The following is an 18,051-nucleotide window of genomic DNA, read 5'->3' on the forward strand; positions in this document are numbered from 1 at the left end:
TCAGCCCAGCATCTCGAAGCGGATCCAGGCGGCCACCACGCCCACCACCGCGTAGAAGAAGATCTCCACCGTCTCGGATAGGGGCTGGGCCTTCCTCAGCGCCCCCCACACGTGCACCACCACCATGCCCACGCACACCAGCCCGATGAGGTCGAACAGGGCCGGCTGACTCCCCGGGTCGGGGATGAAGCGCACCACCGTCAGGATGATGGCCAGCGCCACCGCGCCCAGGCACCTCGCGAAGTACACCGTCAGGTCGGTGTTCCCCTCCTGCGGCTTCCACCCGAACCAGCGCGCCCACGTCAGCGGCACCAGCAGCAGCGGCAGCGCGTAGACCGCCAGGAAGAAGGCCACGGAGACCACGAGGAACCAGCTGGCGAGTGGATGTTGGGCACTGATCATGGTGGCGCACGAGAGACGACACGGCCGCCCGTTTCTTGAGCGGCTCCGGACGTTTCCCCCCTGTGTACCATTCTAGACGTTCTGGAACGCGGTTCCCACGTGCCGCACCAACCCGTGAAGTCCTGGGAATTCCAGCGTTAGTGGGCGGACAGGCGGCCCGACTCCCGGACGGACTCCCGGATGAACTCGGCGACCCGCTCCAGGGAGTCCGTGCGCTCCAGGTCCGAGTGGAAGCGGCGGAAGGACTCCGGCGGGCCGTAGAGGATGACGGGCTTGCCGTAGCGCAGCGCCAGGCTGGCCTCGGACGCGGTGCCCGCCCCGCCCGGCAGCGCCACCAGGGCATGCGGGGTGAGGACGTTGATGTGGTTGCGGCTCAGCGGATCCGTGCCCTGCTCGCCGCTCAGCGGCAGGTGGGTGTAGATGGCCAGCTCCACGCCGGGGTTGGGGTAGCCGGAGCGGGGGCGATATTCCCCGCCGTCCACCGTGCCCGGGACGATGCCGATGGAGATGCCCCGCCGGCCCTCCACCTGGACGAAGGCGTCCGCCGCCACGCGCATGACGCCGCTACCTGCACCGGTGAGCAGGTCGAAGCCCGCCTCGGCGATCCACCGGACGAGCGGGATGACCCACTCCTCGTGGCCCTCCTTGCCTGATCCGAAGACGCCGATGATCCGCCGTTCCCTGCGCATGGCCTCCGTACCTCCACCACTTTGACCTGCCCGGCCCCCAGCATCTTCCATGCTTGGACGCCGCACCCGCCGCAACCGGTTCACTTCCCCACACTGAGGCCGCCAGGCGTTCACCGATGGAAGGATCCACCCCCGGACAGAGGCCACTTTGACGCTTGCAGGACGGCTGGCAGGACACCGTCCGTCACCAGCGTCGGGCGCCCTCCTGTCAGACCCCCTCTCTACCTTGACGCTCACGAGCCAGGAGGTCGGCCATGTTCGACAGTTGTGGGGGATGTGAGCGTCTCGGCCGCGCCGGGGAAATCTTCGACTGGTGCGCCAACTGCGAGCTGTCCCTGTGCCCGGGGTGCATCGCCCGCGGCTGCTGTGACAGCGAGCCCGCGAGGTCCGGTCTCGCGGCAACGCTGATGCTTCCCGAGCCGCCCCCGGACGTGGGGCCCATTCCGCTGCCAGAGCATTTTGGGGGCCGCTGCTGTACGCGTGCCCGCGCCGTGGCGTGCTCCTGCGCCTTCCATTGGGTCTGTGACTCGCATGGCGACCAGCACATCGGCACCCACGACTGAGCGCCCTTCCCCGCGCGCGTGGGGAAGAAATCTCGTGAAGCCCGTTCAACGCTCGTGAGCATTGGAAGGTCTCCGGAGTCTTTCCCATCCAACGGGTAGGATGATGAGCCCTGCGTTTCTCTCCGACATTTCGAGACATGCTCGTTTCTTGAAAGAGTCGGGAAGGCCGATAGCGTCCGGGTGTCGCGGGGGGGCTCGCACATGATCACCATCCTGGGACGCAGTCCGGTCCATGTCCGTTTGCTGGCGCTGGTCGCCGCCGCCGCGGCCAATAACGCCGAAGTCCTCATCCAGGGCCCGAGCGGGGTCGGCAAGGAGCTGTACGCGCGGCGCGTGCACGAGCAGAGTCCGCGCGCGCCCCACCCCTTCATCCCCGTCAACTGCGGCGCGCTGCCCCCGGACCTCTTCGAGAACGAGCTGTTCGGCCACGTGGGCGGCGCCTTCACCGGGGCCCGCTCACGCAACCGGGGACTGGTGGCGGAGGCGGAGCACGGCACGCTGTTCCTGGACGAGGTGGACGCGCTGCCCCTGGCCAACCAGGTGAAGCTGCTGCGGCTCATCCAGCAGAAGGAGTACCGGCCGCTGGGGGACGCGAAGCTGCACCGCTCCAACGTGCGCATCATCGCCGCCACCAACGCGGACCTGCTCGCGGAGACGCAGGCGGGCAACTTCCGGTTCGACCTGTTCTTCCGCCTGCGCGTGCTGCCGATTGAAGTGCCACCCCTGCGGGAGCGGCCGGAGGACATCCCTCCGCTGCTGGAGCACTTCCTCCAGCACTACGCAGCCGAGTATGGCCAGGCGCCCGTCCGCTTCTCGCCGGATGCCATGGAGCGGCTGCTCACGTATGCGTGGCCGGGCAATGTCCGCGAGGTGGAGAACTGCGCGCGGTTCCTCCTGTGCACCCGCGCGGGGACGCAGGTGGGCGTGGAGCACCTGCCCCTGCTGACGGAATGGACGCCCGGGGCCGCGCGGCTGGAGGCGCAGCGCCAGTCCCGCGAGTCCTTCCAGGCGGCGAAGCGGCGCGTGGTGGAGGCCTTCGAGCGGGCGTGGGTGGAGGAGTCCCTCACGGAGCACGAAGGCAACATCGCCGCCGCGGCCCGCGCCAGTGGGAAGCACCGACGCGCGTTCTTCGAGCTGATGCGACGGCATGGGCTGAAGGCGCGCTCGCGGTAGACTGAGGGCCAGACACCGAGGAGTCGGAGGCCGCGAAGAGGCCGAGGCCTCGTCAGGACTTCGCGCCCTTCCCTGCTCACCTCTTCCGGAGATGGCCTGCTCCATGATGCCTGGTCCCGTCCTAGTGCTGGCCTGCCCGCGCTGCGGGGCGCTTCACCGGTGTCATTCGCTGGCGTCCGGCAACACCTTCGGCGCCATCGTCTGGACGGATGGCTGGCGCGACGCCCCGATGCTGCCGCTGCCGCCCCTCATCTCGCGGTGCGCAGCCTGCCACCGGTTCTTCTGGGTCGGGCGGGCGGAGCGACGGGGCGCGCTCGGGACCTCCAAGTCCGTTCTGGAGTCCGCCACCGTCGTCACGCTGGAGTCCGTGGGAAAGCGCCGGGTCGAGGTCATGCACCTCGTGCGGCGCGCAATCGGCGAGGACCTCCAGGAGGTGAAGCGGCGCATCGACCGGCTGCCGACGGAGCTCGGCCGGTATTTCCACCAGGGCGAAGTCAGGGAGCTCGCCGCCCGCTTCGAGGCGCTGGGCGCCCGGGTGACGCTGCGGGAGGAGATGTCGCAGGTGTGGCGCTCGACGACGCCTGTCGGGTCGGAGTCGGCACCCCGCGTGCGGGACCCGGATGAGGCGGGGTTCCTGGAGGCCCTCGCGGAGGGGCTGGCACAGGAACAGGACGAGGAGCGCGAGCTGCGGCTCCAGGCCTGGTGGGCGGGGAATGAGCCGTATCGCCAGGGCACGCCCTGGGTGCCGTTCTCCCAACGCTCCCAGGGGGCAAGGGACAATCTGTGCGCGCTGGTGGCGCTGTGCGCGCCGGATGATGTGACGCAGCGGTTGTTCAGGGCGGAGGCGCTTCGAGAGCTGGAGCGCTTCGATGAGGCTCGGGACATCCTGAGCGGAGAGTTCCCAGCGCCACTGGACCGGGTGGCGGCCTACATCCGGGAGCTGGCCACCCAGCGCATCGCCGAGGTCCAGCAGCTCGGCATCGCCGCGGCGGGACGGGCGTAGTCCCTGCCGGTCAGCTGCGCTGGGAGAGGAGGGCCCGCCGTTGGAGTCGAGCCGCCGGACGCCCGCCTACGGCCAACTCATCCCCCGGTACAGCTGGTGCTCTCCTCGTCCACGTCTCAGTGCGTGGGGATGACGTCTTCCCGCTACTGCCCCAGGGTCGGTCGCCCTCGCGGGACATCGTACCGGGGGCCATGGCGTGGGCGGTCGTGAGAGGGATTGCGTGCCCCCGGAGCCCGCTCGGCGCAGGTCCTCGAGGGCATGAGGGCTGGCGCGCACCCGCCACGCAGCACGGCCGGGAGATTGGCCAGCGGGCCCGTGTTGAAGCTGTCCTGGGTTGAACGGCCTTGCCCGGGTCCCAAGGTTGTCGCTGAACCTGTCAGGGGGCGGCAATGAAGAGCATGAAGAGCTTCCAGGCGTTGATGGTGGTGGGCTTGCTCTGGGGTGCCGGAGCCCTCGCGCAGGACGACGACGCCGACATGCGGGGCCTCACGGTGTCCGCGGGCGGCGGGGTGGAAGGCTACAGCGGAGGGCTGGCGCCACGCATCGACCCGGGCGCGGCCTACGGTGCCACGTTGACCCTCAAGCCCTCGAGGGTGCTCGGCTTCGAGGTGGGCTACAGCGGCGCGGTGAACACCCTCGACCTGGATGGGGCCGAGGACCTGGTGGGGAGCCCGGGCATCGTCCGCAACGGCGCGCAGGCCGTGGCCACCGTCGGGCTCACCGCCAGCCCCGTGCAGCCCTACATCCTCGGGGGTATCGGGGTGAACGACTTCAACGTGCGCCAGGGTGCAGAGGCGCTGGGCTACGCCGACGACACCGTGGGCTCCGTGCCAATGGGAGCGGGCCTGCGCTTCTACTCCGGCAACTTCTCCGCTGACCTGCGCGGCAACTACAACTTCCTCTTCGATGAGGAGTTCGCCCCGGGCGTCCCGGTGGCGGAGCAGGATGTCCTCGACGTGAACTTCGTGGACGGCGGCAGCTACAACGCCACGCTCAGCATCGGCGCCACGTTCTGAGCCGCCTCCCTCCCATGGCTACCCACGAGAGGCACTCACTGGAGCCTGCGTACTGGCAGCAGCTGCTGGCCACCCTCCTGCTCTCGTTGGCGGCCGTGGGCTCGGCCTTCAGCGCCTGGCAGTCCTCGCGCTGGGGAGGGGTGCAGTCCGTGCACTTCGCCAGCGCGTCCGCCGCGCGCGTCGAGGCGATACGCGCCTTCAGCAACGCCAGCGTCCAGATGTCCTATGACGCCAACACCTTCGTCCAGCTCGTGCTCACCGCCCTCCAGGGGGAGGAGCAGTTGGCCCGGATGGTGGGCGAGCGCTTCCTGCGCAAGGAGTTCAGGCCCTTCGCGGAGGAGTGGCTGGCGCTCAAGCCGCTGAAGAATCCGGACGCGCCCCCCACCCCCTTCGAGCTGAAGTCCTTCTCCAACGCCCAGTACCAGGAGGGCCTCCGGCTGGAGCAGCGCGCCGAGCAGCAGACGGAGGAGGCCAAGCGCGCGAATCAGAACTCCGACGACTTCATCCTCTCCACCGTCTACTTCGCCCTGGGCCTGTTCTTCGGGGGACTCGCCACCAAGCTGCGCAACCAGCGACTCGTCACGGTGCTGCTCGTCTTCGGGGTGCTGGGGAGTCTGCTCGGGCTCCGCCAGGTGCTGCTCCTCCCGTTTCACTGACCTGGGTCGTCGGCCAGGTCATCCAATGGGCCCTGCGCCATCGCCCGGTAGTACGGCACGACTTCGACGGCCAGCACGTCGCGCAGCTGCTGACGTGCGCTGTCGTAGTCTCCGGCCCGTTGGCAGCGGCAGCTGGACAGAGAGTTCCCGAACCGGGGCAGGCTCGCGCCCGGCTCCGCACTCGCAGTGCTCAAGCTCGCGACAGCACATACCGAGCGACGCGCTCCCGCTACCCGCTTGGAACCTTGAAGCCGGCATCCCTTCGGGCCTGGTCGATCAACTCCCAGAATCCACCGGGCCCGGTTGCTTCAAACCACGAAGATGCACAAGCGTCGCACCGGCCCCGCTCGGGTAGGCCCCAGTCAAGCTCGTAACCACCTCTGGGGCTTCTCTCCGCCTTCTCGATGTTCCGGAGGGCTCGGTCACGACACTCCTTGCAAAGCATCACGGCGGAGCCCCAGCCGTCGAAAACGACATGCATCTTCTCAAACCGGTTCGCCTCAACGGCGTCAGCAATATGCTCGCAGCATGAAATGATGCCCTGCAGCCCGTGAGTCGAACACTGAATCACACGCTCACTCCTGTCTTCACTCCAGTACGTCGCGAGGTCATACCGCTTGCGACGTCAGCTTCGTGCCGACCGCCGGCTTCCGCATCCGTTCAAGCCCGTCGCCCCTGCACAGCTGAATCATTCCCTGCACGACTCCTATCGCTTCACGGCTGCCCCTGATTCGTCGCTCACCTGCGGTGGCCGCGAAGTGGACGGCCGGCTCGAACAGGGTGGAGGTTTTCGTCCACCCCACTTCCCGCAGTGATCCCACAGGGTTGCGCGCGAGGGGTGGAGGTTTTCATCCGCCCTCCCCCATCCGAAGCCTCCAGACGCGCCCTTCAAGTGTGCGGGATCACGTTGATCCGCCAGCCCGCACGCCTGGGCACGCGCGTTGCTGTTGGGCCCGGGACGGTTCCGCCGCACCAAGGGGGTGTGGGTGGACAGGGGCAGTTCTCGGGCCCGGGGGTATGGCTGTTGGCGACGTACGCGGCGATTTCGGCGGTGGGACAGGGGCTACTGGCCCTGCTGGAGCAGGCGTGTCCCAAGCCCGAGTTCGAGGGCGCCAGCTTCCGCCTCTACCAGGCCGCTGACTTCAAGACGCCCATGGACGAGGGCGTCTCCCTCTTCCTCTACCGCGTCACCCCCAGCACCACCCGCCGCAACCTCCCCGGCCGCGTGGACTCGCAGGGCCGCCGCACCCGCAGGCCCCTGCCCCTGGACCTCTATTACCTGCTCACCCCCTGGGCGAAGACGGCCGTGAAGCAGCACCGGCTCCTGGGCTGGGCCATGCGCCAGCTCGAGGACACGCCCACCCTCACCGCCAGCTTCCTCAACCACTACGGCTCCTCCGAGACCGACACCTTCCTCCCCGACGAGACGGTGACGCTCGTCTACGACCCGCTGTCCATCCAGGACATGCTGAACATCTGGGAGCCGGGGAAGCCCAACATCCAGGTGTCCGCCACGTACATCGCGCGGATGGTGGGCATCGAGTCCGGCATCGCCGACGAAGAGGCCGGCCCCGTGCAGACGCGCGTGCTCGCTCCGGGGAGGTTGACCGAGCGATGAGGCCCCCCATCCACGTCATGGAGCGGCTGTCCCGCATCGCCCCCCTGGGCGTGCGCTTCCTCGACGAGGCCACCGGCGCCCTCGTTGGTGACGGCCTCCAGGTCTCCGCCTTCCCCGTGGGCCTCCCCGCCGCCCGAAGGGCCTCCGTCGTCAACCGCTCCGGCGTCCATGTCCTCATGGACCTGCCCGGCCTGAGGGACCTCGAGTACGCCGATGGCGACGCGGGCGACGACGCGTGGTGGGCCGCCCTGCCCGCGCGCCGGCCGTACACCGTGGAGGTGCGCGACACGCAGGGACGCTTCCTGCCGTGGGCCTTCCGCGCGGAGCTGCCCCACCGGGGCCTGTTCGTCCCGGACTGCGTGTCCTCGCCGCTGTCTCCCGTGTCCCCGCTGTCTCCGGCGGACGGGCCCGCGGTGCCGCTGTTCTCCGCGCCCGCGCGCCAGGCCGCCGTGCCGCTGGCCGTGCTGCGCGCCGAGCTGTGGGACATCGAGGCGCGCGTCCCCGCCGCGTGGACGCTGGTGGAGGTGACGCCCCCGGGAGGCGGCACCGCGCGCGGCATGGCGGATGAGCTGGGGCGGCTCGCCCTCTTCTTCCAGTACCCCGAGCCCGAGGACTTCATGCCGGGCTCGCCAGCGGATGCCTCCAGCTTTCCCGCGGGGCCTCCGCTGCTGGAGCAGAAGTGGAGCTTGCAGGTGCGCTTCCACTACGCCCGACGCACACCCGTGCCGGAGCTGCCGGACGTGTGCCTCACGCTGTCCCAACCCCCCGCGGGGGTGTGGAAGGACACGGGCAGCCCGCTGGAGCTGCTCGAGTCAACGCTGCGCTACGGCCAGGAGCTCGTCCTGCGGACCCAGGACGCGCCGGGCTCCCGGCTGTGGATCACCCCCACGGGTTCAACTCCCTAGGAAAGACCGATGCCCGAATATCTTGCCCCTGGCGTATTCATCGAAGAGACGAGCTTCCGTGCCAAGTCCATCGAGGGCGTGAGCACGACCACCACGGGCTTCATCGGCCCCACACGCTACGGCCCGGTGGACCTGGAGCCGGACCTCATCACCAGCGTGGTGGAGTTCGAGCGCGTCTACGGCAACCGCCGGCAGCTCGCCTTCCCTTCGGGCGTCACCCTCCACAACTACACCTGGCACGCGGTGCGCGCCTTCTTCGAGGAGGGCGGCAAGCGGCTCTACCTCAGCCGCGTCTACCGCCGGCCCGACAACAAGTCCTACACCGGCCTGGACCCGGACATCTCCCTGGTGGGCGCATCCCCAGCCTCGGCGCCCTTCCAAGACGGCCATGCCCGCGCGCTGCTGGACTCCACCGGCGGGACGGGGACGTTGGCGCTGGCCGCCCGCTACCCTGGCTCGGCCGGCAACCTGCGCGTGCGCTACACGCTGCGGGTGGGGCAGAACGTCCTCTCCTTCGAGAACGGCGCCCCGCGCGTGGGCGCCCTCCTGGAGCGCGACGTGGTGATGATGCGGGACATCCAGTCCCCCATCTCCCCCGTGCCGGGCAGCGGTGAAATCTACCTGGCCGAGTGGGACCAGGACGTCCAGGACTGGAAGTTCACCGGGGGCGCGAGCTCGCCGGTGTTCCTGTCCACCCTGACGAGCGGCGCGGGCTTCGAGATTCGCGTCATCACCGCGGCGGTGACAGTCATCCCCACGGACGACCCCGCGTCCGCGCAGACGTGGGACGGGCTGGCGTTGGACCCGCTGCACACCCGCGCGGGGGCGGCGGACTCCATCAGCGCGCGCTTCGGCTACGACGCGGACGATCCGACGAAGAACCGCGACGTGCCCATCATCATCGACACGCAGGCGCTGACCACGGGCGTGGCCGTCCTCAAGGCGTTCCTCGACGCCAGCCTGACCAGCCCCATCATGAGCCCGCCGCTGGACACTTCGCTGGAGGACCCGGACTCCACCGAGTCGTCGCGCTCGCTGGAGACCCTGCTCAAGGGTGGCAGCGACGGCCTGCGGCCGCTCGCGGACGACTACGGGGGCCAGGCCATTCCCAACACCACGCGGAAGACGGGCCTCATCCAGTTCGAGGACCTGGAGGACATCTCCATCGTCGCCGCGCCGGGCTCCACCTTCGGGTACGAGAATGGCTACGGCACCAACGCCGCCACCATCATCAACCTGCTCATCTCCCACGCGCAGCGGATGAAGTACCGCATCGCCGTGCTGGACAGCGGCAACGGGCAGACGCTGTCGCAGGTGCGTGCGCTGCGCGCCAAAATCGACACCAGCCACGCGGCCCTCTACTACCCGTGGGTGAAGGTGCTGGACCCCGTCACGCGCCAGCCCATCTTCCTGCCGCCCAGCGGCTTCGTGGCCGGCATCTACGCGCGCAACGACGTCAACCGCGCCGTGTACAAGGCCCCCGCCAACGAAGTCGTCAATCTGGCGCTGGGCTTCGAGGCCAACCTGAGCAAGGCGCAGCAGGAGGTGCTCAACCCCGAGGGCATCAACGCCTTCCGCTTCTTCGAGGGGCGCGGCAACCGGCTGTGGGGCGCGCGCACCACGTCGTCCGACCCCGAGTGGAAGTACGTCAACCTGCGCCGGTACTTCGCGTACCTGGAGCGCTCCATCGACAAGGGCACCCAGTGGGCGGTGTTCGAGCCGAACGGCGAGCAGCTGTGGGCGAACGTCCGGCGGACGATTGAGGACTTCATGCTCAACGAGTGGCAGTCGGGCGCGCTGCTCGGGGACAAGCCGGACAAGGCGTACTTCGTGAAGTGCGACCGCAGCACCATGAGCCAGAACGACCTGGATAACGGTCGGCTGGTCTGCCTCATCGGCGTGGCGCCGCTGCGCCCGGCCGAGTTCGTCATCTTCCGCATCGGCCAGTGGACCGGCGACCGGAAGTAACCCTCCAGGAGATTCCACATGGCCGTCTTTCGTGATCGCCCCTATGTGCAGTTCAACTTCCTGGTCGACCTGGGCACCGGCACCACCGATGGGCCGGATGCGGGCTTCCAGGAAATCTCCAACGTGGGCATGGAGGTCACCGTCGCGGAGTACCGCAACGGCAACGAGAAGGAGAACAGCGTCCGCAAGATTACCGGCCTGAACAAGGCCACGGACGTCACCATGAAGCGCGGGGTGATTGGCTCGCTCAGCCTCTACCGGTGGTTGGATCAGCTCCGCAACGGCGACGCCAACGCCCTGCGCACCGTCACCATCCAGCTCCAGAACGAGGACCACACGGCCGTGGTCCAGACGTGGAAGCTGCTGCGCGCGCGCATCATCAAGCACGTGTCCGGCCCCTTCAACGCGAAGGGCACGGACGTGGCGATTGAAGAGCTGACCATCGCCTACGAGCGGCTGGAGATGGAGTGACGTGAGCCGCCCCGCCGCCAGACGCCTTCCCGGCCTCCGCTTCGAGATGCAGGCGCCGCCCGTGGCGGACGCGCTGCCTCGGATGGACGTGGCCGCCTTCGTCGGCTTCGCCGCCTCCGGCCCGCTGCACGTGCCGGTGGCGGTGGAGGACGTGGCGGACTTCGAGGCCGTGTTCGGCGCGGCGCCCCTGCTGGCCTGGGACGCCGAGCGGGGCGAGCCCGTCCACGCGCAGCTGGAGTCCGCCGTGCGGGCCTTCTTCCGCAACGGGGGCCGGCGGTGCTGGGTGGTGCGCGTGGCGGGGCCTGGCGCGAAGACGAACACCTTCCCCGTGCCCGGGCTGCTGCGGCGCACGGAGGGCGGCGGAGTGACGGCGGCGCTGGCGCGGGCCCGCTCCGAGGGGAGCTGGTCCGACGGCGCGACGGTGGCGGCTTCCATCCAACGCGAGCCGGTGGAGCTGCTGGACTGGAGCAGCGTGGACGGCGCAGGCGCCGAGCTGACGGTGACGGCGCCCGGCGGCGTGTCCGTGGGCGACCTGCTGCGGGTGAGCTTCGAGGGCACCGGGTGCTCGCTGCTGGTGCCGGTGGAGTCGGTGGAGCCCGTGGCACAGGAGACGGCGCTGACGTGGTCCGGCCCGGTGTCGCGGCGGGTGACGGCGCGGGTGCGCTCGTCCCAGGCGCTGTGGCAGCAGACGGACGTGGCCCCGGTGGACGACACGCCCTTCGTCTCGTGGCTGCGGGGCGAGGGCGACGAGGTGTCCCTGGACGTCACCAAGGTGACGGACCCGGGGCCGGACGCGCGGCCCCGCGTGCTCACGCTGACGTTGGATTTGGAGGCGAAGGACGCGCCTCCCGCCGGCGCGGTGCTGCGCATCGTCGACAGCGCCACCGGGGAGAACTGGCTGCTGGTGGAGTCCGTGGAGCTGGGTCAGGCGGAAGGCGGCGCGGTGCTGGTGTCCGGTGGGGTGTCGCGCCTGCTGACGTCCTCGCCGGTGGAAGTGGCCTCCGCGCACGCGTGGTGCGAGCGACTGACGCTGGGCCTGTGGACGCGGCGAGGCGAGGAGCAACCGGCGCAGCTGGAGCGGCTGGGCTTCTGTCCGGCGCACCCGCGTCACTGGGCCGCGCTGCCCACCGACGTGGAGCGGGCCCGGCACGAGGACCAGGAGACGCTGCCCTCGCGCCTGCCCGAGGAGCGGCTGCCGCAGGACTGGCGCCAGGGCGTGCCCACCGAGCGCTTCCCGCTCGCCGGGCCCGGCGCCGGGGGCGAGGCCTTCTCCATTCCCCTGGGCCTGACGGACCCGCCCACCGCGTACGTGGGCTGCACGCCGCCCGCCGGAGACTCGCTGGAGCGCGATGGGCTGGCGGCCTTCGGCGCGGATCTCTTCCTGGACCCGGACGTGAAGTCGCTGGGTGTCGAGTCGCTGCTGGCACAGGCGGACTTCCTCCGCTACCAGAGCAGCCAGCCCCGCTCGCTCCGGGGCATCCACGCGGTGATGGACCGGCTGGACGCCACGCTGGTGGCCGTGCCCGACGCCGTGCACCGGCCGTGGGTGCTGGCCGGTCGCCCCGACGTGAAGCCCGCCCTGCCCGCCCAACCGCTGCCGGAGCCGGCGTGGGGCACGTTCCTGGACTGCGCCCTGCGGCCGCCTCCCGCACCCGAGCCCTTCGTCGCTGAGCCCGAGGAGCCGTCCTCCGGGCAGGCCTTCACGCTCGACTGGGGAACGGTGCCCGGCACGGACGTCGTCTACGTGTTGGAGGAGGCCACCCTCCGCGACTTCAGCGACGCCGCCGAGCTGTACCGGGGGCCGCTCTCCGCGCGCACCCTGTACGGGCGCACCGCCGGCACCCGCTACTACCGCGTGCGCGCGGAGCGTGGCGGCGTCACCGGACCGTGGGCGGAGGGCCTGGACGTCACCGTGGCCCCCCAGGCGCGGTGGCACCTGGTGCCCGTGTCCCAGTACGACGTGGGGCCCCTGCTCGCCGTGCAGCGCGCGCTGATGCGGATGGGGTGCGCCCGGGGCGACCTGCTGGCCGTGCTGTCCCTGCCCGAGCACTACCGCGAGGCGGACGCCATGGGCCACGCGGCGACGCTCCAGTCCCCGCTGGGCGCGGAGGAGGACGGCGTGCCTCCGCTGGGCTTCGCGGAGGAGACGGCCCTCTCCTACGGCGCGCTGTACCACCCGTGGACCTTCGTGTCCGAGGAGGGGCGGCCCGGGGTGCCCCGGCGGCTGGCTCCGGATGGCACCGCGTGCGGCGTGCTGGCGCGGCGGGCGCTGGAGCGCGGGGCGTGGGTGGCTCCGGCCAACGAGCAGTGGAACGGCGTGGTGGCGCTGAATCCGGCGATGAGCGCCGAGCGGTGGCTGGATCTCCAGGAGGCGCAGGTGAACGTGGTGCGCCAGGAGCCCCGGGCCTTCCTCACGCTGTCCGCGGACACGCTGGCCACGGACCCGGACCTGCGACCCATCCACGTGCGGCGGCTGCTGTCCCTGCTGCGCCGGGCCGCGTTGAGGCTGGGCTCCACGTACGTCTTCGAGCCCAACGACGCCAGCTTCCGCCGCCGCGTGCAGCGCGGCTTCGAGGAATTGCTGGGCCGGCTCTTCGTGCGCGGCGCCTTCGCGGGGAAGACGCGCGAGGGCGCCTTCCAGGTGGTGACGGGCGACGCGCTCAACACCCCCGCCCAGGCGGAGCAGGGCCGCTTCTTCGTAGACCTGAAGGTGGCGCCGTCCCAGCCCCTCACCTTCCTCAACGTGCGACTCGTGCAGAGCGGCGACCGCGGCACCGTCACGGAGGCGCGCTAGGCCATGGCCAACCAGCAGGACGAGACGGTCATCGCCCCGTTCACCGCGTTCGCCTTCGCGGTGGAAATCGACATTCCCGGCGTCAGCCCGAAGGCGTGCAGCGCGGCCTTCGCCGAGTGCGACGGCCTGGAGATGACCATGGACGTGAAGACCATTCGCGAGGGTGGCAACAACGGCCGGCAGATTCGCCTCGCTGGCGCGCTCAGCTTCGGCCAGCTCACGCTCAAGCGCGGCATGACGGCCAACGACGAGCTGTGGAAGTGGTTCGAGGCGATGCGCACGCGCCCCCGCCTGCGCGCCAGCGCGGAGGTGGTGGTGTTCGCCCCCGGCCCCCAGCAGAAGGAGCGCGCGCGCTTCGTCCTGTCGCGCTGCCTGCCGGTGAAGCTCAAGGCGCCGCCGCTCAACGCCAAGGACGGCATGGTGGCGATTGAAGAGCTGCAGATTGCCTACGAGTCGCTCAGCCGCAAGACGGTCTCCGAGGGAGGCGCCTAGCCCATGTCCGACGACGCCGCGCCGCTCGCCAAGGCGAAGCTCATCCAGCTCGACTCCAAGTTCGAGAACCCCATCGACGAGAAGGAGACGTCCTGCGAGGTGCAGTTCAACCCGGAGACGCTGAAGGTCTCCTACGCCAACCAGGTGCAGCAGCCGTCCGGCGGTGGAGACCAGCGCGGCACGCCCACGCAGCAGTTCGTGGGTGCCGGCACCACCAAGCTGGCCGTGCAGCTGTGGTTCGACGTGACGGGCCAGCCCGAGGACCAGGGCAACGCCGTCGACGACGTGCGCAAGCTCACCGAGAAGGTGGCCTTCTTCATCACCCCGAAGAAGGAGGGCGACAAGTTCATCCCGCCCGCCGTGCGCTTCCTGTGGGGCAGCTTCCGCTTCGACGGAATCATGGAGGGCCTGGAGGAGTCGCTGGAGCTGTTCTCCGCGGAGGGCCTGCCCCTGCGCGCCAGCGTGTCCTTCACCCTGTCGCAGCAGAAAATCGACAAGTTCTTCTTCGCGCCCACCGCGAAGCCTCCGGCGGGCGCAGGCACCACGCCCAGCGGCAAGCCCGCGGGCACCGCGCCGATGACGCCCGCACCGGCGGGCTCGACGATGCAGGGGCTGGCGGCGGACCAGGGCAAGGGCGGGAACTGGCAGGCGATTGCGACCGCGAACGGCATCGAGAATCCGCGAAAGCTCGCGGCCGGACAGCTGGTGGACCTGCAGGCGGGACTCAACGTCGGAGTGAGGCGGTAGGGGGATACGCATGGCCGTGGTCATCAACGAGATGGAAGTCGTGAGCGCGCCGCCTCCGGCCGCGTCGTCGGGTGGCGGCAAGGGCGAGGAGAAGGCCCCTACGTCCGGCGTGCAGCAGGCGCACGAGCTGGGACGCGGCCTGGAGCGCCGCCGTGAGCGCATGGAGCGCGTGCGCTCGCACTGAGCCGGGACAGCCATGGCCGACGGAAACTCCGACAACAAGCTCCTCGCCGCCCGCCCCACCCTGCGCGTGGACGGACGTGAGCAGGCCGAGCTCTCCGCCGGCCTGATGGAGCTGTCCATCGTCGAGACGGTCCAGGGGCTGTATCGGTGCGAGGCCACCTTCGGAAACTGGGGCCCCAAGGACGGGGAGACGGGCTTCCTCTACTTCGACCGCGCCCTGCTCGACTTCGGCAAGCCCTTCGAGGTGCGGCTGGGCACCACCGACGTCCTCTTCGAGGGCCGCATCATGGCGCTGGAGGCGGAGTTCCCGGAGAGCGCGCCGCCCACGCTGACGGTGCTCGCGGAAGACCGACTTCAAGACCTGCGCATGACGCGGCGGACGACGACGTACGCGGACGTGAGCGACGCGGACGTGCTGCGGCAGGTGGCCAGCAAGCACGGGCTGACGCCGGACCTGGACGTGTCCGGGCCCACACACAAGGTGCTGGCGCAGGTGAACCAGAGCGACCTGGCCTTCCTGCGCGAGCGCTGCCGCGCGGTGGACGTGGAGCTGTGGGTGGAGGGGCGCACCCTGAAGGCGAAGAAGCGCGGGGCCCGCTCCACCGGCGAGGCGCTGAAGCTGGGGCGCGGAAACGAGCTGACGGCCTTCACCGTGCTGGCGGACCTGGCCAACCAGCGCTCCGCGGTGACGGTGAGCGGCTGGAGCGTTCAGGACAAGGACGCGGTGACTCACGAGGCCGGCCCGTCCGTGCTGGGCGCGGAGCTGGGCAACGACGAGAGCGGCGCGAGCCTGCTGTCCTCCAAGCTGGCCGAGCGCAAGGAGGCGGTGGTCCACACCGTGCCGCTGGGCAGCCAGGAGGCGCAGTCCCGCGCGGAAGGACTGTTCCGTCAGATGGCCCGGCGCTTCGTGGTGGGACGCGGCACCGCGCAGACGGACGCGCGCCTGCGCGTGGGCACCCGGGTGGAGCTGACGGGGCTGGGGCCCCTGTTCAGCGGCAAGTACCACCTGGCCGAGGTGAAGCACCTGTTCGACGGCGCGCACGGCCTGCGCACCGAGTTCCTGGCGGAGCGGGTCGGCCTGGGGAGGGCGTCATGATGGACGGCTCGGCTTGGGAGATGGCGGCGGACGAGCGGGTGCCCGGAGGACTGGGCGGCCGGTTCTATGGCCTGTACCCGGCGCGCGTCACCGACATCAAGGACCCGGACAGCCAGGGCCGCGTGAAGGTGGCGCTGCCCTGGGCCGCGGATGCGGCGGGCGGCGGGCGCTATGAGGCCTGGGCCCGGCTGGCCACGCTGATGGGCGGCAACAACCGCGGCTCGTGGTTCGTGCCCGACGTGGAGGACGAGGTGCTCGTCGGCTTCGAGGCCGGGGACCCACGGCGCCCCTACGTGGTGGGCGCGCTGTGGAACGGCAAGGACGCGCCGCCGGAGAGCATGGACGGCGCGGGGAAGAACGCGAAGAAGGTGCTGCGCTCGCGCAATGGCATCGTCATCACCCTGGACGACACGGACGGCCAGGAGACGCTCACCCTGGAGACGCCCGGCGGCCAGAAGGTGACGCTCAAGGACGGGCCCGGCTCCATCGAAGCCCAGGACAGCAACGGCAACTCGCTGAAGATGGAGGCCAGCGGCATCACCGTGACGGCCTCGGCGAAGGTCACCGTCAACGCCAGCACCGCTGAGATTTCCGCCGGCATGCTCACCGTCAACGCGGGCATGTCCAAGTTCAGCGGCGTGGTGCAGGCCGACACCGTCATCACCAACAGCGTCGTCAGCGCGTCGTACACGCCGGGCGCGGGGAACGTCTGGTGATGGCCACGGCGCTCGCACATCCCGTCCAGTGGGTGACGGCCTCTCCCCTGTGGGCGGGCGTGGACAAGCTCGCGCGCATCCAGGCGCCGGGCATCCTCCAGTTCGACTCGGACCGATTCATGGAGGAGCTGGCCGAGCGGCTCCAGCAGCAGCCCCGGCCGGACCTGACGGGCCTGCTGGTGACGAAGTTCGAGAGCTTCAGCGAGCCCATTCCCGGCGAAGACCCGGTCGACGCGACGAAGACGCCCAAGCTGTATCAGCCCGCGCACGGGCGCTTCTACCTGGTGGCGTCCAGCCTGGTGTGCCGGCTGCCCGGCATGCCGGACCACGTGGTGGACCTGCCCAAGGGGGAGAAGGCCGCCTTCGTGCTGCGCAAGGAGCTGGGCAACGGGAAGGAGGCCGCGTGGGTGCCCGAGGCCCCCGAGAACCCGGCCATCAAGCGCCGCATCTGGAAGGAGCTGGAGTCCACCAAGACGGGCACGCTGGCGAAGGGCGAGGAGCTGCTGCCCCTGTTCCCGGTGAACTTCACTGCGGACGGCAAGCGGAGGCGGATGCTGGTGGGGCTGGTTCCCACGTCCAGCCGCGACACCTTCGAGTCCGCCGAGGCCTTCCAGGATACCGACCCGGCCACGGGCCTGGACCCGGAGAAGATGATTGCCGACGAGGCCGAGGCCCAGGTCATCGTCCCCTTCGAGCAGCTGCTGCTGTGGACGAAGAGCACCTCCGAGGCGGTGGAGGTGCAGAAGGAGGCGACGCGCTTCCTGCTGGTGGACTTCGCCACCCTGCTGGACGAGCGCCTCCACGCGCTGTGGACCCGGCTGGACAAGGACAGCCCGGGGCCCGCGCCGACGGACGCCACGCTGGGCCTGTTCAACCTGCTGACCGGCAACCACCGTGTGGAGGGCAGCTCGGGCGACACCTGGCAGCAGGCGCTGCGCAACGCCATGCGGGAGCGCGCGAACATCCTCAACGGGCGGCCGAACACGCTGAACTACAACCTGCGGCTGTGCACGGAGGTGACCGTGACCGCGCTGCGGTCCGCGCTGGTGCAGGCCGCGACGGTGGGCACCTACTCCCTGCCCTCGCAGCCCGAGCCCGTGTCCAAGCTGGAGCAGCCGGGAGTCACCCGCTACGTGCTGCGCTGCGTGTACCTGAAGCCGGCCTGCGGCGCGCTGTGCCCGCCGCTGGTGAGCGCGCCCTCGCGGACCTTCACGCTGGCGCCGTTCTTCGACCCGGACGCGCCCGCGCGCCCGGTGCGCATCGAGTTGCCGGTGGACACCAGCATCCGCGGGCTGCGCCGGTTCAAGAAGAACGTCGGCTTCACGCTGTCCAAGGGCCTGCGCAAGCAGATGTCCCGCGTGGCCGGCCTGAAGAAGACGATGGATGGCGAGCTCGACGACGGGTTGAGCTTCGACCTGGGAGAGCTGTGCATGTTCTCCATTCCCATCATCACGCTCTGCGCCTTCATCGTCCTGATGATCTTCCTGGCGCTGCTCAACATCATCTTCTGGTGGATGCCCTTCCTGAAGATCTGCCTCCCGAAGCCCAGGGTTGGGTGA

18 protein-coding genes and 1 pseudogene are annotated in these 18,051 nt (G+C 70.1%); 16 read left to right on the plus strand and 3 right to left on the minus strand.

What is annotated here, in order from left to right:
• Window positions 1-402 carry a hypothetical protein gene (locus G4D85_RS34010; RefSeq protein WP_164018247.1) on the minus strand — a complete coding sequence of 134 codons (402 nt, stop codon included), beginning with the start codon at window positions 400-402 and terminating at the stop codon, window positions 1-3.
• 137 nt (window positions 403-539) lie between these two features.
• Entirely contained in the window at window positions 540-1,091 is a 552-nt protein-coding gene (locus G4D85_RS34015; protein WP_164018248.1) for an SLOG cluster 4 domain-containing protein, read from the minus strand.
• Between the two features lie 254 nt (window positions 1,092-1,345).
• Between G4D85_RS34015 and G4D85_RS34020 the strand changes: the two genes are divergently transcribed.
• The 5 genes from G4D85_RS34020 to G4D85_RS34040 all read left to right on the plus strand — a co-directional run bounded on the left by G4D85_RS34020 (window position 1,346) and on the right by G4D85_RS34040 (window position 5,502).
• Window positions 1,346-1,654 carry a hypothetical protein gene (locus G4D85_RS34020; protein ID WP_164018249.1) on the plus strand — a complete coding sequence of 103 codons (309 nt, stop codon included), beginning with the start codon at window positions 1,346-1,348 and terminating at the stop codon, window positions 1,652-1,654.
• A gap of 201 nt (window positions 1,655-1,855) precedes the next feature.
• Window positions 1,856-2,827 carry a sigma 54-interacting transcriptional regulator gene (locus tag G4D85_RS34025; protein ID WP_164018250.1) on the plus strand — a complete coding sequence of 324 codons (972 nt, stop codon included), beginning with the start codon at window positions 1,856-1,858 and terminating at the stop codon, window positions 2,825-2,827.
• Between the two features lie 103 nt (window positions 2,828-2,930).
• The gene (locus G4D85_RS34030; RefSeq protein ID WP_164018251.1) at window positions 2,931-3,830 is read left to right on the plus strand and encodes a ribosomal protein L7/L12; all 900 of its coding nucleotides are present in this window, start codon (window positions 2,931-2,933) and stop codon (window positions 3,828-3,830) included.
• A gap of 389 nt (window positions 3,831-4,219) precedes the next feature.
• Window positions 4,220-4,846 carry a hypothetical protein gene (locus G4D85_RS34035; RefSeq protein ID WP_240359653.1) on the plus strand — a complete coding sequence of 209 codons (627 nt, stop codon included), beginning with the start codon at window positions 4,220-4,222 and terminating at the stop codon, window positions 4,844-4,846.
• A gap of 14 nt (window positions 4,847-4,860) precedes the next feature.
• The gene (locus tag G4D85_RS34040) at window positions 4,861-5,502 is read left to right on the plus strand and encodes a hypothetical protein (RefSeq protein ID WP_164018252.1); all 642 of its coding nucleotides are present in this window, start codon (window positions 4,861-4,863) and stop codon (window positions 5,500-5,502) included.
• Here G4D85_RS34040 and G4D85_RS50880 read toward each other — a convergent pair.
• A pseudogene (locus G4D85_RS50880) lies at window positions 5,496-5,624 on the minus strand (DUF2379 family protein); the annotation flags it as partial. The gene G4D85_RS34040 and the pseudogene G4D85_RS50880 overlap by 7 nt on opposite strands.
• 902 nt (window positions 5,625-6,526) lie before the next feature.
• Between G4D85_RS50880 and G4D85_RS34050 the strand changes: the two are divergent.
• From G4D85_RS34050 to G4D85_RS34100, 11 genes are read left to right on the plus strand one after another with little or no spacing between them, the layout of a single operon-like run.
• Window positions 6,527-7,120 (plus strand): Pvc16 family protein, encoded by a 594-nt coding sequence (locus G4D85_RS34050; protein WP_164018253.1) that lies wholly within the window; start codon window positions 6,527-6,529, stop codon window positions 7,118-7,120.
• Window positions 7,117-8,025, plus strand: coding sequence for a hypothetical protein (locus G4D85_RS34055; RefSeq protein WP_164018254.1), 909 nt, complete (start codon window positions 7,117-7,119; stop codon window positions 8,023-8,025). The genes G4D85_RS34050 and G4D85_RS34055 overlap by 4 nt, the downstream gene beginning before the upstream one ends.
• A gap of 9 nt (window positions 8,026-8,034) precedes the next feature.
• The gene (locus G4D85_RS34060; protein ID WP_164018255.1) at window positions 8,035-9,993 is read left to right on the plus strand and encodes a phage tail sheath family protein; all 1,959 of its coding nucleotides are present in this window, start codon (window positions 8,035-8,037) and stop codon (window positions 9,991-9,993) included.
• 18 nt (window positions 9,994-10,011) lie between these two features.
• Entirely contained in the window at window positions 10,012-10,464 is a 453-nt protein-coding gene (locus G4D85_RS34065) for a phage tail protein (RefSeq protein ID WP_164018256.1), read from the plus strand.
• A 1-nt stretch (window position 10,465) separates the two neighbouring features.
• Entirely contained in the window at window positions 10,466-13,258 is a 2,793-nt protein-coding gene (locus tag G4D85_RS34070; RefSeq protein ID WP_164018257.1) for a hypothetical protein, read from the plus strand.
• A 3-nt stretch (window positions 13,259-13,261) separates the two neighbouring features.
• Complete coding sequence (locus tag G4D85_RS34075; protein WP_164018258.1) at window positions 13,262-13,750, plus strand: phage tail protein; 489 nt, start codon at window positions 13,262-13,264, stop codon at window positions 13,748-13,750.
• Between the two features lie 3 nt (window positions 13,751-13,753).
• The gene (locus G4D85_RS34080; RefSeq protein WP_164018259.1) at window positions 13,754-14,497 is read left to right on the plus strand and encodes a CIS tube protein; all 744 of its coding nucleotides are present in this window, start codon (window positions 13,754-13,756) and stop codon (window positions 14,495-14,497) included.
• Window positions 14,498-14,507: 10 nt separating this feature from the next.
• Window positions 14,508-14,681, plus strand: coding sequence for a hypothetical protein (locus G4D85_RS34085; RefSeq protein WP_164018260.1), 174 nt, complete (start codon window positions 14,508-14,510; stop codon window positions 14,679-14,681).
• Window positions 14,682-14,693: 12 nt separating this feature from the next.
• Window positions 14,694-15,776, plus strand: a complete 1,083-nt coding sequence (locus tag G4D85_RS34090; RefSeq protein WP_164018261.1) for a phage late control D family protein — start codon at window positions 14,694-14,696, stop codon at window positions 15,774-15,776.
• Complete coding sequence (locus G4D85_RS34095) at window positions 15,773-16,492, plus strand: phage baseplate assembly protein V (RefSeq protein ID WP_164018262.1); 720 nt, start codon at window positions 15,773-15,775, stop codon at window positions 16,490-16,492. Before G4D85_RS34090 ends, G4D85_RS34095 begins: the two co-directional genes overlap by 4 nt.
• A complete protein-coding gene (locus G4D85_RS34100) occupies window positions 16,492-18,051 on the plus strand; it encodes a hypothetical protein (RefSeq protein WP_164018263.1) in 1,560 nt (519 codons plus the stop codon). Before G4D85_RS34095 ends, G4D85_RS34100 begins: the two co-directional genes overlap by 1 nt.

It is taken from the genome of Pyxidicoccus trucidator (genome assembly GCF_010894435.1).
GTDB classification, from domain to species: Bacteria; Myxococcota; Myxococcia; order Myxococcales; family Myxococcaceae; genus Myxococcus; species Myxococcus trucidator.